The organism is Guptibacillus hwajinpoensis, assembly GCF_020171785.1.
In the GTDB taxonomy this organism is placed as follows: Bacteria; Bacillota; Bacilli; order Bacillales; family Guptibacillaceae; genus Guptibacillus; species Guptibacillus sedimenti.
Genome location: NZ_JAIVAE010000002.1, coordinates 684,245 through 699,699 on the forward strand (window position 1 = coordinate 684,245; position 15,455 = coordinate 699,699).

The window sequence follows — 15,455 nt, forward strand, 5'->3', positions numbered from 1 at the left end:
AAAGGGTTGAATGCTTTGGCAACATCGACTGTAAGTGATGAACTTTTTTCAATCGTAAAAGATGGCACAGTTACTTCTCCTAAAGGATTTGAAGCTGGTGGGTTTCATGCAGGTTTAAAACGAAAGCGAAAGGATCTTGGTTGGATTAAATCTGTTGTACCAGCGAATGCTGCAGGGGTGTTTACAATGAATACTTTCCAGGCACCGCCATTAAAAGTGACAAAAGAAAGTTTAAAAGGTGGAAAGCTTCAAGGTCTCATTGTGAATTCAGGGAACGCAAATGCTTTTACAGGTGAAAAAGGACTTGAAGATGCCTATGAAATGCGTAAACAGTTTGCATCAGTTATGGGACTGACTGAAATGCAAACAGCAGTGACTTCAACTGGAGTGATTGGAGAGTATTTGCCAATGAAAGCCATTAGCAAAGGAATCCATGATATCCCAAAGTATAAAGCGAAAACGTCAGGCGGTGATTTTGCTGAAGCGATCGTTACGACAGATACAATGACAAAACAGGTAGCCGTAACATGTCAGATTGATGGAAAAGACATCACCATTGGCGGCGCTGCAAAAGGATCAGGAATGATCAAGCCGAACATGGCCACGATGCTGGCTTTTGTAACGACCGATGCAGAAGTAGAAAATAACGCTCTTCAGTCCGCATTAAGCTCGGTGACAGACACGACTTATAACATGATCACGGTTGATGGTGAAACAAGTACAAATGATATGGTTCTCCTTCTAGCAAACGGTCAGGCTGAGAATGAAGCGTTATCAGAAAGCCATCCTGAGTGGCCGACGTTCTTAAGTTCACTTGAGTATGTTTGTCAGCAGTTAGCTAAATTGATCGCAAAAGATGGCGAAGGGGCTACTAAACTCGTAGAAGTTCACGTAAAAGGAGCTCAATCAGAAGACGGGGCAAAAGCAATCGCAAAATCTGTTGTTGGTTCAAGCCTTGTTAAAACAGCGATTTACGGAACCGATGCAAATTGGGGCCGGATCGTTTGTGCGATTGGATACAGTGGTGAATCTGTTCAAGAAGATTCGCTGTCCATCTCACTGGGACCAATTAAGGTAGTGGATTATGGAATCACCACAGAATTTAGTGAGGAAGAAGCGAAAACTTATTTAGAAAATGAGAACATTCATATTTATATTGATTTGCATAACGGAAACGAAGAAGCAACAGCATGGGGGTGTGACCTTTCTTATGACTATGTCAGAATCAATGCCTCCTACAGAACATAATCAAAAGTATTTTGTTATTAAATGTGGTGGAAGTATATTAAATCAGCTTCCAGACTCATTTTACCTTGACCTAGTAGGTATGAAAAAACAAGGTTATCATCCCGTACTCGTTCATGGTGGAGGCCCTGAAATCTCAAGGATGCTTGATAAGCTATCAATTCAGACAACATTTGTCGATGGACTACGTGTTACAACGGATGAGATGGTCGATACAGTTGAAATGGTACTGAGCGGTAAGGTGAATAAGCAGCTCGTGAGGAAGATCCACCATGCAGGAGCGAAAGCCATTGGCATTAGTGGCGTAGACGGGAAGCTGTTTACATGCAAACAGTCTAGTGAGTCACTGGGACGAGTTGGTGAAGTGTTATCCGTAGACCATACCTTAATTGAACAGTTGTCTGATGCTGGGTACATACCAGTTATCTCACCAATCAGTATGAATGAAGATGGCGACACACTTAACATAAATGGAGATGAAGCCGCATCAGCTGTCGCTCAGGCGCTGCATGCAGATATTTGTCTCGTTAGCGATACGCCAGGTGTGTATGAAAAAATTGATGGGCAAAAAGTTATTTTCAGAACACTAGATGAGCCAAAAATAACAAGTCTAATAGAAAAAGGCACGATTATTGGTGGAATGATCCCTAAAGTGAAAGGAGCGATTGCCGCTCTTTCGGATAAAGTCTCCTCGGTTATTATTGTTGATGGTCGAGAAGAGAATGCCCTGCTAAAAGCAGTCGCACATGAACCTGTTGGAACGCGAATTGTTCGAAAGGAGTCTTTAGAATGTCACTAACTGAAATGTCACAAACAAGCATCATGCAAACATATAATCGACTTCCGATTACTGCCGTTAAAGGTGAAGGAAGCTTCCTATATAGTGAAGACGGAACAAAGTATCTTGATTTTACTTCCGGAATTGCCACATGTAACCTTGGTCATCAACCAGCTGCGATTAAAACAGCCGTTACAGAACAGTTGGATCTCCTCTGGCATTGTTCGAATTTATACCATATCCCAAAACAGCAGGAACTCGCTGACGTGTTAACGGAAGAAAGCTGTTTTGACCAGGTGTTCTTCTGTAATAGCGGTACGGAAGCGAATGAAGCAGCGATTAAGCTCGTTCGAAAATGGAGCGGTAAAGAAACAATTGCAACGTTCACGAAGTCTTTCCATGGAAGAACGCTAGGTTCCCTTTCCGCTACAGCTCAACCAAACCTTCAAGATGGGTTTGGCTCTATGCTTTCTGGTTTTGAATACTTTCCTTACAACGATTTTGAGCGTTTATCAGAAATCGAGGAACTAAAACCAGCAGCCGTCATGTTAGAGCTCGTCCAGGGAGAAGGAGGCGTTCGTCCAGCAGATCAGGAGTGGATTTCGGAGCTTGTGTCGATTTGTAAATCAAACAATATTCTTATCGTCGTTGATGAAGTGCAAACCGGGATGGGCCGAACCGGAACGCTATTTGCTCATGAGCAATATGGGTTTGAACCAGATATTATGACGCTTGCAAAAGGGTTAGGTTCAGGATTCCCGATTGGTGCGATGCTTGCGAAGGAAAGCGTAGCGTCAACATTTGGTCCAGGAACTCACGGAAGTACATTTGGGGGAAATCCACTTGCTTCTGCCGCTGCAACTGCGACGGTAAAAGAGATCGGTTCTTTACTTAACAACGCAAAAGAAATGGGAGACATACTTATAAATGAATTAAAAAGTTTGTCGGAGCAGCACAATTCCATTAATGAAGTGAGGGGACTAGGTTTACTTCTAGGAATTGAAGTGGCGGATGCCGCGCCTTTTGTTAGTAAGCTTAGAGAAAAAGACGTTCTTGTTTTAAGTGCAGGACCTAACGTCATTCGCATTCTTCCACCTCTTAATGTGAGTAAGAAGGAAGTAGAGCAATTTATGGAGAAGCTAACCGACGTTTTTAAGTCAGCTGAAGGGGAGGATAAGGCATGAAAAAAGGCTATCTTGTATTAGAAAACGGAGCAGTATTTGAAGGCGATCTAATAGGGGCTTTAGAAGCTTCTGGTGAAGTTGTTTTCAATACAAGCATGACTGGTTATCAAGAGATTGTATCGGATCCTTCTTACGCCGGTCAAATCATCGTCTTCTGTTACCCACAAATCGGTAACTATGGAATAAATAAACTTGATAGTGAAAGTGAATACCTTCATCTTCACGGTGTTGTTACAGGAGAGCAGTGTGAGGAACCTAGTCATTATTTAGCAACAGGTTCCTTCTCAAATGGTCTATTACAGAATGAAATTCCTTCATTAACAGGTGTAGACACACGAGCCCTCGTTAAAATGCTACGGGATTACGGAACAATGAAAGGACAAATAACGGCTGAACTTCCTAGTAACAACGTTGAATGGAAATCAGAGAAATCTTTTGTTCCAAATGTATCAGTAAAAGAAAAAACACATCATCCAGGTGAGGGACCACATATCGTGCTAATGGACTACGGCTATAAGAAATCAATTCTTACGTCCCTTCAATCTCTTGGTTGTGAGGTAACAATCATGCCATTTAATACAACTTTTGAGGAAGTTGTTGACCTACAACCAGACGGAGTGGTGTTAAGTAATGGTCCTGGAGATCCTGAAGCTTTATCTGCAACTTTTGAGACGATCCGGCTTATTAGTGAAAAATATCCAACTTTCGGGATTTGTCTAGGTCATCAGCTTCTCGCTCTTGCACACGGGGCGTCCACTCGAAAGCTAACATTTGGACATCGTGGGTCGAATCACCCTGTGAAGCATTTGGAGACGGGGAAAGTGTTTATCACCTCCCAAAACCATGGTTATGAAGTTGTACAGGAGACCTTAGAAGATACAGGTTTTGCGCTTACTTTTGTTAATTTAAATGATGGAACCGTTGAAGGATTAAAACATCACCATTACAACATTCAATCGGTGCAATTCCATCCAGAAGCACACGCGGGACCTTCAGATACAGCCTTTTTGTTCGACGCATTTATGAACCAGATTACAAGAACAGGAGACCAGCACTATGCCTTTACGTAAAGAGTTAAAAAAAGTTGTCATTTTAGGATCTGGCCCTATTGTCATTGGTCAGGCAGCGGAATTTGATTATGCAGGTACACAGGCGTGCCTGGCGCTAAAAGAAGAGGGGATTGAGGTTGTTTTAATAAATAGCAATCCAGCCACCATTATGACGGATTCATCGATCGCGGATCATGTTTATATGGAACCAATGACGCTTCCTTATGTAGAGGAAATCCTCAAAAAAGAAAAGCCTGATGGCATCATTGGCACACTCGGTGGTCAAACAGGTTTAAATCTTGTCGTAGAGCTTTATGAAAAAGGGATTCTAGAAAAATTGAATGTTGAACTTCTTGGCACCTCTGTTGAATCCATTCAAAACGGGGAAGACCGTGAGAAGTTTAGACAGCTAATGCTTGATATTGGCGAACCTGTACCTGAGTCGAAAATTGCCGTGACAAGGGAAGAGGCGTTAACATTCGCTCGAGAAATTGGCTATCCGATCATGGTTCGCCCAGCTTATACAATGGGTGGTGAAGGCGGTGGATTTGCAGCTGATGACAACGCCTTGCTTGAAATTGTTGATCGCGGACTTTCCTTAAGTCCTATTCATCAGGTACTCATTGAAAAAAGCATGCTTGGTTGGAAAGAAATCGAATATGAAGTGATGCGGGATGAAAACGATACGTGCATGATCGTCTGTAACATGGAAAATATGGATCCTGTTGGAATTCATACAGGGGATTCGATTGTTGTTGCACCATCTCAGACGCTGAATGATTACCAATACCAGATGCTACGAAACGTTTCGTTGAAAGTGATTCGTGCCATTGACGTTATTGGTGGTTGTAATATTCAAATTGGATTAAACCCTGAATCAAATGATTATTACATCATTGAGGTGAATCCGCGGGTAAGTCGTTCATCAGCATTAGCTTCTAAAGCTACTGGCTATCCGATTGCACGTATGGCTGCAAAATGTGCCATTGGCTTTACATTAGATGAGCTTCCAAATCCAATTACAGGTAATACGTATGCAGCATTCGAACCTGCCCTTGATTATTTAGTTGTCAAAATACCGAGGTTCCCATTTGATAAGTTTCCTGAAGGTGATCGCGTACTTGGAACGCAGATGAAAGCAACAGGAGAAGTGATGGCAATTGATCGAAGTTTTGAAGGTGCTTTAAATAAAGCTGTTCGATCTCTTGAGAGTGGTCATCAATCATTAACAGGCTTATATGAAGAGGTAAGTCAAGAGTATTTAAATGAACAGCTAATGACGCCAACAGATGAAAGACTTTTTTTAATTAGTGAAGCTTTCAGAAGAGGTTATTCTGTAGAGGACATTAAATCACTTACAGCCATTGATAGCTGGTTTCTTCATAAGGTGAAGCGAATTGTTGAAGCGGAAGTAAAGATAATGAATCAAACCGATCTATCTGAAGAACTGCTAATTCATGTTAAGCAATTAAACGTTAGTGATGCCTATATTTCAAAAGCAACTGGAAAAACGATCGATTCGATCATGAGTATGAGTAAAGAAGCTGGCATTCAGAGGGGAATGAAGCAAGTTGATACGTGTGCGGGTGAGTTTGAAGCCATCACGCCTTATTTCTACTCGACGTATTTAGGGAGCGATGAGATGGAGCAGATCAGTGAGCCAGGCATCCTCGTTCTTGGTTCAGGGCCCATTCGAATCGGGCAAGGTGTGGAGTTTGACTATTGCTCCGTTCACGCGACACAGGCAGTTAAGAAGTTAGGCTATCGTGCGATTGTTATGAATAATAACCCAGAAACGGTTAGTACAGATTATAGCGTTGCCGATCGTCTTTACTTTGAGCCGCTCTCACTTGAAGATGTCCTTGCGGTTATCGAGAAGGAACATATTATAGGAGTGGCTGTACAATTTGGTGGTCAAACTGCTGTTAATTTAGCGGAAGAGTTGCACGAGCGCGGAGTTCCAATCCTCGGTACACCTGTTGAGAACATTAATAAAGTCGAGGACCGAGATCAATTTTATCAATTGTTGGATTCTCTTTCGATTCCTTATATTGAAGGGAAAATGGCTTATCAGCCAGATGAAATGGAGGAGCTTGCCGCAGAGTTAGGATTCCCGATCATTGTAAGACCTTCCTATGTGATAGGCGGACAAAACATGTTTATCTTCCGTCATATGGATGAACTGAAACGGTATACTCAAAAATTAGAGAGTAGTTCAAAGAAAATGTGGCCATTCCTTCTCGACCGCTTTGTGGAAGGAATTGAATGTGAGGTCGATGTGATTTGCGATGGAGAATCAATCGCCATTCCTGGCATTATGGAGCACCTTGAACGAGCGGGCGTTCATTCTGGAGATAGCACAGCAATTTATCCACCTGTATCCATTACAGAAAAGCAGAAAGAAACGATTACAATGTATTCTGAAAAGCTATCTCAAGCGCTCGAATGTCGAGGGTTAATGAATATTCAATTTGTCATCGATCAAGACATCATTTATGTTCTTGAAATTAATCCAAGATCTTCGAGAACTGTACCCGTTATCAGTAAAGTAACGAACATTCCAATGGTTGAATGGGCGATTAAAGCTCAATTGCAAAGTAACTCATTAGAAGCAACGGGATTATTAGAAGAAAAACCTTATTACACTGTGAAGTTTCCGATCTTCTCAAATGGAAAGTTAAAAAACGTTGACCATGTTCTTGGACCAGAGATGAAGTCTACAGGAGAAGTCCTTGCTATGGCAAAAACATCGGAAGAAGCATTAAGAAAAGCGGTTGTATCAACGTGGGATCCGAATAAGCTACCTTCTTCCATACTATGTTCGATTAGTGAAGAGCATAAAGAAGCTGCATGTGATGTACTAATGAAGCTTAAAGAAAAAGGTGTCGCAATATACGCAACCTCTGGAACAGCCAAATTGTTAAATGATAAAGGCATTCAATCAATCGTGATTAAAAAAGATTTAGATGAAATTGAGGCGCTAATGAAAGAAGGGCTAAGCGCAGTTGTATCGATTCCGACAATCGGCAGAGAAAAAGAACGTTCTGGATTTCAAATGCGCGCACTCGCTACACGATATAAAATTCCATGTTTTACGCATCTTGACACGCTTCAGTTATTGGTCTTAGAAGGATCCAAGACACTTGAAGTCAACAGTCTAGAGCATTGGCACCAAATGAAAGAAACTCCAATCGGGCAGGAAGGATGATTGAATGATGCAGTCGGTAAAAACGCAAAATGAAATCGCAGAAGGAATGAAGGGGAAAGATTTTCTAACGATCGCTGAACTTAGCAGTGAGGAGATTCATTATCTTTTGCAAGAAGCTGAACTATTGAAAAAGCTACAAAAGGAAGGAATTCTTCATGAAGAATTAAAAGGAAAGGTGCTTGGGATGATCTTCGAAAAGTCATCTACAAGAACGCGTGTATCATTTGAAGTAGCAATGCTTCAGCTTGGTGGGCATGCTTTGTTTCTTAGTTCGAAAGACATCCAGCTTGGAAGAGGCGAGACGGTTGAAGACACCGCTAATGTGCTAGCAGGGTACCTTGATGGAGTAATGATTCGAACGTTTGGCCATGAGACGATTGAACGTTTTGCGAAAGCTTCTTCCATTCCTGTTATTAACGGCTTAACTGATACCCATCATCCAGCACAAATTCTTGCTGATTTACTTACGATTATCGAGCATAAAGGTCATTTAAGTGGATTGAAAGCAGCTTATTTTGGAGATGGGAACAATGTGGCTCATTCACTTATTGAAGGAGCAGCGAAAGTGGGCATGAATTTCACGATCGCCTGTCCAGCAGGTTATGAACCAGATGAAGCGATCGTAGCGAAAGCGAACGAAGTAGCAAAAGCAAATGGTTCGGTCATTGAAGTAACCGCTGATCCCCTTGCAGCTGCTAAGGATGCGGATGTTTTGATTACCGATGTTTGGGCGAGTATGGGGCAAGAAGACGAGCAAGCTGAACGTGAGGGCGTTTTCGAACCTTATCAGGTGAATGAGGAGTTATGCATAAACGCTGATGAAAATTACATCTTTATGCATTGTCTTCCAGCGCATAGAGGAGAAGAGGTTACAGCGGAAATTATTGATGGTTCTCATTCAGTTGTATACCAGGAAGCAGAGAATCGTCTCCATGCTCAAAAAGCACTTTTGAAACTTTTATTAAAAAGTTAAATTTTTTTCGTGCAATTTGAATAAATATACGTTATCATAGATATTAATACAAAGATAAGGAGTGGATGACATGGCAAAAGAGAAAATCATTCTTGCTTATTCCGGAGGTCTTGATACCTCCATTTCGATAAAATGGTTAGAAGAAAAATATGGATACGAGGTTATTGCTCTTGGACTTGACGTAGGTGAAGGGAAAGATCTAGAAACGATCAAGGAAAAGGCACTGAATGTGGGTGCCTCAAAAGCTTATATGATTGAAGCGAAAGAACTTCTTGCTGAGAACTATCTTTTACCAGCTTTAAAAGCAAATGCATTATACGAAGGGAAATACCCGCTATCCTCAGCCCTGTCACGTCCCCTTATTTCAAAGCTTCTCGTTGAAGCGGCTGAACGTGAAGGAGCTACGGCAGTGGCACATGGATGTACAGGAAAAGGAAATGATCAGGTTCGCTTTGAAGTATCGATTCAAGCGTTGAATCCGGACTTGAAAGTGATCGCTCCTGTTCGTGAATGGGGAATGACGCGTGATGAACAGATTGCTTACGCACAAGAAAAAGGGATTCCGGTTCCAGTTAAACTTGATAATCCATTTTCAATTGATGCCAACATTTGGGGACGTGCATGTGAAGCTGGTGTACTTGAAGATCCGTGGCAAGAAGCTCCAGAAGCCGCATTTGATTGGACAGCACCAATTCACCTAACACCAGATGAACCTGAATACATTGAGATCGATTTTGAAGAAGGTCGCCCAACTGCTTTGAATGGTCAACAAATGGGGCTCGTTGACTTAATTGAAAAGTTAAATGAAATTGGTGGCGTTCATGGCATAGGACGTATCGATCACATCGAAAACCGTCTTGTTGGAATTAAATCCAGAGAAGTATATGAAAACCCAGGAGCACTCATTTTAATTAACGCTCACAAAGAATTGGAATTTTTAACTCATACGCGTGAAGTATCACAGTTCAAAACGACGATTGATCAGCAGCTGTCAAAATTAATTTATGACGGACTCTGGTACTCACCACTTCGTCAGGCGCTTGAAGGGTTCATTAACGAAACCCAGAAAGTAGTAAGTGGTAAGATTCGTCTTAAACTACACAAAGGGTCAAACACAGTAGTTGGACGTAAGTCAGAGAACTCTCTCTATAACGAACAACTTGCAACATATCTTAAAGGTGATCTCTTTGATCATGACGCTGCAGTTGGATTCATTAAACTATGGGGATTACCTACAAAAGTGAATGCGGAAGTTCATAAGAAACAAAAAGTAACTCAATAAGGAGATGTTAGTGTGTCTAAGCTATGGGGTGGACGCTTTACGAAAGAAACGAATAAGCTTGTAGAAGAATATACAGCTTCGATCCAGTATGATAAAGAACTAGCAGAAGAAGATATCGAAGGCAGTCTGGCCCATGTTCAGATGCTTAGTGAATGTGGTGTGATTAGTTCCTCTGACATGGAAGAAATCAAGCGAGGCTTACATGTTGTTCTTGAGAACATTCAGAATGGAACGTTTGAATACGATGTATCTCAAGAAGACATTCATATGAACATTGAAAAAGCACTCATTGATGAAATAGGACCTGTTGGAGGAAAGCTGCATACCGGTAGAAGCCGTAATGACCAGGTTGCAACGGATATGCATATGTACCTTATTAAAAAGGTTAACCATTTTATTTCACACATCGAAGAGGTTCAGCAGGCGATTCTAAGCCAGGCTGAATCTCATGTTGAAACTGTTTTACCAGGTTATACACATTTGCAGCGTGCTCAACCTGTATCATTTGCCCATCATATGCTAGCATATTTCTGGATGTTTGAACGTGATAAGGAAAGATTTCAAGACAGTTTAAAGAGAACGAGTATGTTACCGCTTGGTGCAGGCGCACTAGCTGGAACAACCTTTCCGATTGATCGCCATCGCACGGCAGAACTGTTAGGTTTTGACGCCGTTTATCCGAATAGCATGGACGCTGTTAGTGATCGTGATTTTATTGTCGAGTTTCTTTCAAATGCTTCCATGCTTATGATGCACATGTCCCGTTTGTCGGAAGAAATGGTGATTTGGAGCAGTCAGGAATTCCAATTTATCGAACTAGACGATTCTTTCTGTACGGGATCGAGTATTATGCCCCAGAAAAAGAATCCGGATGTTCCAGAACTTCTTCGTGCAAAAACAGGTCGTGTGTATGGGAATTTGTTTAGCTTGTTAACGGTATTGAAGGGACTACCGCTTGCTTATAACAAAGACATGCAGGAAGACAAGGAAGGCATGTTTGATACAGCTAAGACGCTTGATGGCGCTCTTCAACTTTTGGCGCCTATGATTGAAACAATGACAGTACAGACAGAAAACATGAAGCAAGCCGTTAATGAAGATTATTCTAATGCAACCGATATTGCGGATTACCTTGTGAACAAAGGAATGACGTTCCGCGAGTCACATGAAGTCATTGGAAAAATTGTTCTTTACGGTATCGAGAGAAAGAAATTTTTACTTGATCTTACAATGGAAGAATTTAAATCATTTACGCCATTATTTGAAGAAGATGTTTTTGAAGTGCTTAAGCCTGCTAATGTGATGAACGCAAGAAAAAGCTATGGAGGTACGTCGCCAGAGCAAATCGCGATTCAGATTAGTTTAGCTCATCAGCATGTGAAAGAGAATGCATAAAGGGCCCTATCCGAAAGGATAAGACCCTCATGAAGAAGGAAGTTATTAGCGTTTGCTAAACAAGCGATGGGGTAGAACGGTAGTTGTCTTTTGGAGACACCTCTTTCTAATGAAAGTTGTTAGAGCCTTGTTTTACCAACAGAGTAGTTCAACGCGACCATCTCCTTAAAAGCTTCCGTTTTCCTTATGCACTTTTGTACTTCCCTCTTCACTAATTATCATGGCCACTTTCATTTCGTTCTATACATGCCCATTCAATTTTTTTTCGGATACTTTTTTTCCGTAAGTGGGAGAATAGAAAGAGATGAAAGGAGGGGTAAGATGGGCCGAGGAAAGGCATTTGATCATAAGAAAAAAGGAATGGAACGAGAACGACCGAAAACAGCAGATCAAACAAAGTTCCCTCATGAAGCATCAACAGGGCATAAAACAATTCAGAATGAAGAACGCGAAGAATAAAGTAAGCTTCCTGCACTGGCAGGGAGCTTTTTACTTTTGACGAGAAACTAAGCTTGCTTTCTTGAGGTTCATTTCCAACTCCAGTAAAATTAAATATAGATGATTGAAAAGGGGACTTTTAAATGAATTCAGTAGGTCTTGTACTAGAAGGCGGAGGGATGAGAGGCGTTTATACGGCAGGCGTTTTAGAGTATATGATGGAACACGAGTTGTATTTTCCTTATGTGATTGGCGTATCTGCTGGTGCATGTAATGCAGCTTCATACCTCTCAAGGCAAAATGGAAGGAATCGAACGGTACTCATTGATTATGTGAATCATCCAGAATACATTTCATACAAAAATTTATTTCGTAAAAAACAGCTGTTTGGTATGGATTTAATTTTTAATGAAATTCCTTCTACTCATGTGCCGTTCGATTTTGATACATTTCAGAATGCAACGGAGCAATTTGTCATTGGTACAACGGATATCACTACAGGAAAACCATATTACTTTAATAAGAAAGATGATGGTGAACAGATTCTTTCGATTTTAAGAGCATCGAGCTCACTACCATTCATGGCGCCGCCCGTTCGAATTAATAATCGTTTTCACCTGGATGGCGGTATTACAGATCCGATCCCTGTTCAAAAATCGGAAGCCGATGGCAATAAAAGTCATGTAGTCGTTTTGACCCGTAATGAAGGATATCGAAAGCAGAAATCAAAGTTATCATGGATGATTCAACGTCTTTATCGGAAAAATCCTGCTCTGGCAAAAGCTATTACCACACGATATGTCCATTACAATCAAACACTCGATCATATAGAAGCAAACCGCGAGAATTATTTTATTATTCAACCTTCCTCACCTCTTGAAGTAGCACGGATAGAAAAGTCACAGCTTCGTCTCACGACTTTATACAATCAAGGATATGAAGAGATGAAAAGGCATCATAAAGAACTAGAAGCTTGGCTTGAAAAGAGGGAGTTAGCGAAAGAAACTGTTTGAATGTGTGATCATATGTTTAAGAATATAGCTAACTTGGGAACAGTTCTCCAACACTATGTAGGAGGTCTTTCAAGTGAAAAGCTATCAACTATACATTAACGGTGAATTTACAAATAGTCATTCAGAAGAAATGCTCGAAGTGATCAATCCAGCAACAGAAGAAGTGATTTCACGAATTCCGAAAAGTGATGAGAATGACGTGCAGCGTGCAATTGAAGCTGCTAAAGCTTCCCAGAGAGATTGGGAAAAGAAACCTTCAATTGAACGAGCTGAGTACTTATATAAGATTGCCGATAAAGTAGAAGAGAAAAAAGAAGCTTTTATTAACATGTTGACTGAAGAAAATGGTAAAACAGTAGATGCTTCAAAGGCAGAAGTAGACCTTACGATTGATTACTTCCGCTATATGGCAGGTTGGGCAAGACGATACGAAGGAGAAGTACTCCCAAGTGATCGCCCGAATGAGAATATTCTTGTTTTCAAAAAGCCGATCGGAATCGTTGGCGGTATCGTGCCATGGAACTTCCCAATGTTTATCTTTGCTCGAAAGGTAGCGCCAGCGTTTGTCACAGGCTGTCCGATTATTATTAAGCCAAGTCAATATACGCCAAATACAGCATGTGAGCTAGCAGGTATTATCCATGAAATTGGCGTTCCTAAAGGAGTATTTAGCTTAGTTACTGGTAAAGGATCAGACATTGGTACGCCACTTGCTTCTTCACCAGATGTGCAAATGATTAGTTTAACAGGAAGTTATCCGGCAGGTTCAAAAGTGATGGAAGCGGCTGCTAAAAACATTACAAAAGTGAATCTTGAGCTTGGTGGTAAAGCGCCAGCGATCGTAACAAAACATGCTAATGTTGATCTTGCTGTTGAAAAGATCACGACTTCACGAATTACGAACAACGGTCAGGCTTGTACGAATGCAGAGCGTGTTTATGTTCATGAAGACGTAGCTGAAGAATTCATTTCAAAGATAACAGGAACGTTCAAAAATACTAAAGTTGGGGATTCATTAAAAGAAGATGGATGTGACATCGGTCCACTAGCGAATAAACAGCAAATCGACTCTGTTGAAGAAATGGTGAACAATGCCGTTAAAGCTGGTGCAGTTGTAAAAACAGGTGGGAAGCGCGTAGACCGAGATAAAGGCTTTTTCTTTGAACCAACTGTTTTGACAGATGTCTCACAAGATATGAATGTCATTCAAGAAGAAATTTTCGGGCCAGTGTTACCAATTGTTGTTTATAGTGATTTTGATAAAGTGCTAGAAATGGCTAACGACACTTATTACGGTCTTTCTTCATCAATCTTTAGTGATAACATGCATGAAGTCATGAAAGCTTCAAATGTTCTTCGCTATGGTGAAACGTATGTGAATCGTGAGAACTTTGAAGCCGTACAAGGTTTCCACGCCGGAATGGGGCAATCTGGTATTGGCGGTGCGGATGGAAAACACGGCCTTAATGAATACCTTCAGACTCACGTGATTTATATGGAATATGATCAAGGTATTAAATAATGAAAACCGGGCATATGCCCGGTTTTCTAATGTTTGAAGAAACTTGAATATAGGGCGTATAATAGGAAGGGAGAACAATATTAATATGAAGGAAAGAGGGAGAATATGTTTGATTCTCGTATTATAGAGTTTGCTGAGAAATTAGTCCAATACTCAACCAAGGTTCAGCAAGGTGAACATGTGTTAATCGAAGCATTTGATGTAGACAATACTCTTGTACGCAGCATTGTGAAAGAGGTACATAAAGCCGGGGGTTTTCCTCATGTTAACTTGAGAGATAATCAAGTTCTTAGGGAACTGTTGATGAATGCGACCGAAGAACAAATCACGGAGTGGGCTGAGATTGATTTAAATCAAATGAAGAAAATGAATGCTTACATTGGAATACGTGGCTCTGAGAATATTAATGAGCTTTCAGACGTACCAGAAGCGAAAATGGCTTTGTATAATCAAATTTACAAAACAAAAGTTCACAGTAATCAACGTGTGAAGCATACAAAATGGGTTGTTATGAGGTATCCAAATGAATCCATGGCACAGCTTTCTGGCATGAGTACGGAAGCATTTGAGAACTTCTATTTCAATGTTTGCACGATGGATTATGCAAAGATGAGTGAAGCGATGGATTCACTTGTGGATCGTATGAACAAAGCCGATGAGGTTCGAATTGTTTCTCCTGACACAAACCTAAGTTTCTCCATCAAAGATATTCCGGCTGTAAAATGTGCTGGTGAACTTAATATACCTGATGGGGAAGTTTTTACTGCACCAGTTAAGGATAGTGTAAATGGTGTCATTACGTATAATACACCTTCTCCTTACAATGGTTTTGTATTTGAGAATGTCCAGCTTACGTTCGAAAACGGGAAAGTGATCGATGCTGTAGCAAATGACACAGAGAGGCTAAATCAAATTCTCAATACGGATGAAGGAGCTCGGTATATCGGCGAATTTGCGATTGGTGTCAATCCGTTCATTCGTGAGCCAATGAAAGATATTCTATTTGATGAAAAAATAGATGGTTCTTTCCATTTCACACCAGGACAAGCATACGATGAAGCGCCAAACGGCAATGATTCATCTGTTCACTGGGATCTTGTCTTAATTCAACGCCCTGAATATGGTGGCGGTGAAATTTGGTTTGATGATGAGTTAATTCGCAAAGATGGTAAATTTGTTCCAGAAGCCCTTCAAGTATTAAATCCAGAAAATCTTAAATAAAGAAGAGAAACGCATCCAATGGATGCGTTCAGGCTGTCGAGAAAGTCTCGACAGCCTGTTTTTTTTATCTCATTTCCCTCAATTATCCATTTTGTTTTGTTATCCTATAGGTAGATTCTATTTAGGCGGTGATTTTAATGTTCCAAT

12 protein-coding genes are annotated in these 15,455 nt (G+C 40.9%); all 12 read left to right on the forward strand.

What is annotated here, in order from left to right; genetic code table 11:
- The first annotated feature begins 15 nt into the window (after positions 1-15).
- The 12 genes from argJ to LCL91_RS04080 all read left to right on the forward strand — a co-directional run bounded on the left by argJ (position 16) and on the right by LCL91_RS04080 (position 15,308).
- Entirely contained in the window at positions 16-1,248 is a 1,233-nt protein-coding gene (gene argJ, locus LCL91_RS04025) for a bifunctional ornithine acetyltransferase/N-acetylglutamate synthase (RefSeq protein ID WP_224880134.1), read from the forward strand.
- Positions 1,211-2,044 (forward strand): acetylglutamate kinase, encoded by an 834-nt coding sequence (argB, locus tag LCL91_RS04030; protein ID WP_224880136.1) that lies wholly within the window; start codon positions 1,211-1,213, stop codon positions 2,042-2,044. The genes argJ and argB overlap by 38 nt, the downstream gene beginning before the upstream one ends.
- A complete protein-coding gene (locus LCL91_RS04035) occupies positions 2,035-3,207 on the forward strand; it encodes an acetylornithine transaminase (protein ID WP_224880138.1) in 1,173 nt (390 codons plus the stop codon). The genes argB and LCL91_RS04035 overlap by 10 nt, the downstream gene beginning before the upstream one ends.
- On the forward strand, positions 3,204-4,277 hold the full coding sequence (locus LCL91_RS04040) for a carbamoyl phosphate synthase small subunit (protein WP_224880140.1): 1,074 nt from the start codon (positions 3,204-3,206) through the stop codon (positions 4,275-4,277). The genes LCL91_RS04035 and LCL91_RS04040 overlap by 4 nt, the downstream gene beginning before the upstream one ends.
- Positions 4,264-7,464, forward strand: a complete 3,201-nt coding sequence (gene carB, locus LCL91_RS04045) for a carbamoyl-phosphate synthase (glutamine-hydrolyzing) large subunit (protein WP_224880141.1) — start codon at positions 4,264-4,266, stop codon at positions 7,462-7,464. Before LCL91_RS04040 ends, carB begins: the two co-directional genes overlap by 14 nt.
- 4 nt (positions 7,465-7,468) lie before the next feature.
- Positions 7,469-8,437, forward strand: a complete 969-nt coding sequence (gene argF / locus LCL91_RS04050) for an ornithine carbamoyltransferase (protein WP_224880142.1) — start codon at positions 7,469-7,471, stop codon at positions 8,435-8,437.
- Between the two features lie 70 nt (positions 8,438-8,507).
- Positions 8,508-9,719 (forward strand): argininosuccinate synthase, encoded by a 1,212-nt coding sequence (locus tag LCL91_RS04055; protein WP_224880143.1) that lies wholly within the window; start codon positions 8,508-8,510, stop codon positions 9,717-9,719.
- Between the two features lie 12 nt (positions 9,720-9,731).
- Positions 9,732-11,114, forward strand: a complete 1,383-nt coding sequence (argH, locus tag LCL91_RS04060; protein WP_224880144.1) for an argininosuccinate lyase — start codon at positions 9,732-9,734, stop codon at positions 11,112-11,114.
- Between the two features lie 321 nt (positions 11,115-11,435).
- On the forward strand, positions 11,436-11,573 hold the full coding sequence (locus LCL91_RS04065; protein ID WP_194221627.1) for a hypothetical protein: 138 nt from the start codon (positions 11,436-11,438) through the stop codon (positions 11,571-11,573).
- A gap of 122 nt (positions 11,574-11,695) precedes the next feature.
- A complete protein-coding gene (locus tag LCL91_RS04070) occupies positions 11,696-12,565 on the forward strand; it encodes a patatin-like phospholipase family protein (RefSeq protein ID WP_224880145.1) in 870 nt (289 codons plus the stop codon).
- A gap of 73 nt (positions 12,566-12,638) precedes the next feature.
- The gene (gene aldA, locus LCL91_RS04075; RefSeq protein ID WP_224880146.1) at positions 12,639-14,087 is read left to right on the forward strand and encodes an aldehyde dehydrogenase; all 1,449 of its coding nucleotides are present in this window, start codon (positions 12,639-12,641) and stop codon (positions 14,085-14,087) included.
- Between the two features lie 105 nt (positions 14,088-14,192).
- On the forward strand, positions 14,193-15,308 hold the full coding sequence (locus tag LCL91_RS04080) for an aminopeptidase (protein ID WP_224880147.1): 1,116 nt from the start codon (positions 14,193-14,195) through the stop codon (positions 15,306-15,308).
- Positions 15,309-15,455 lie beyond the last annotated feature (147 nt).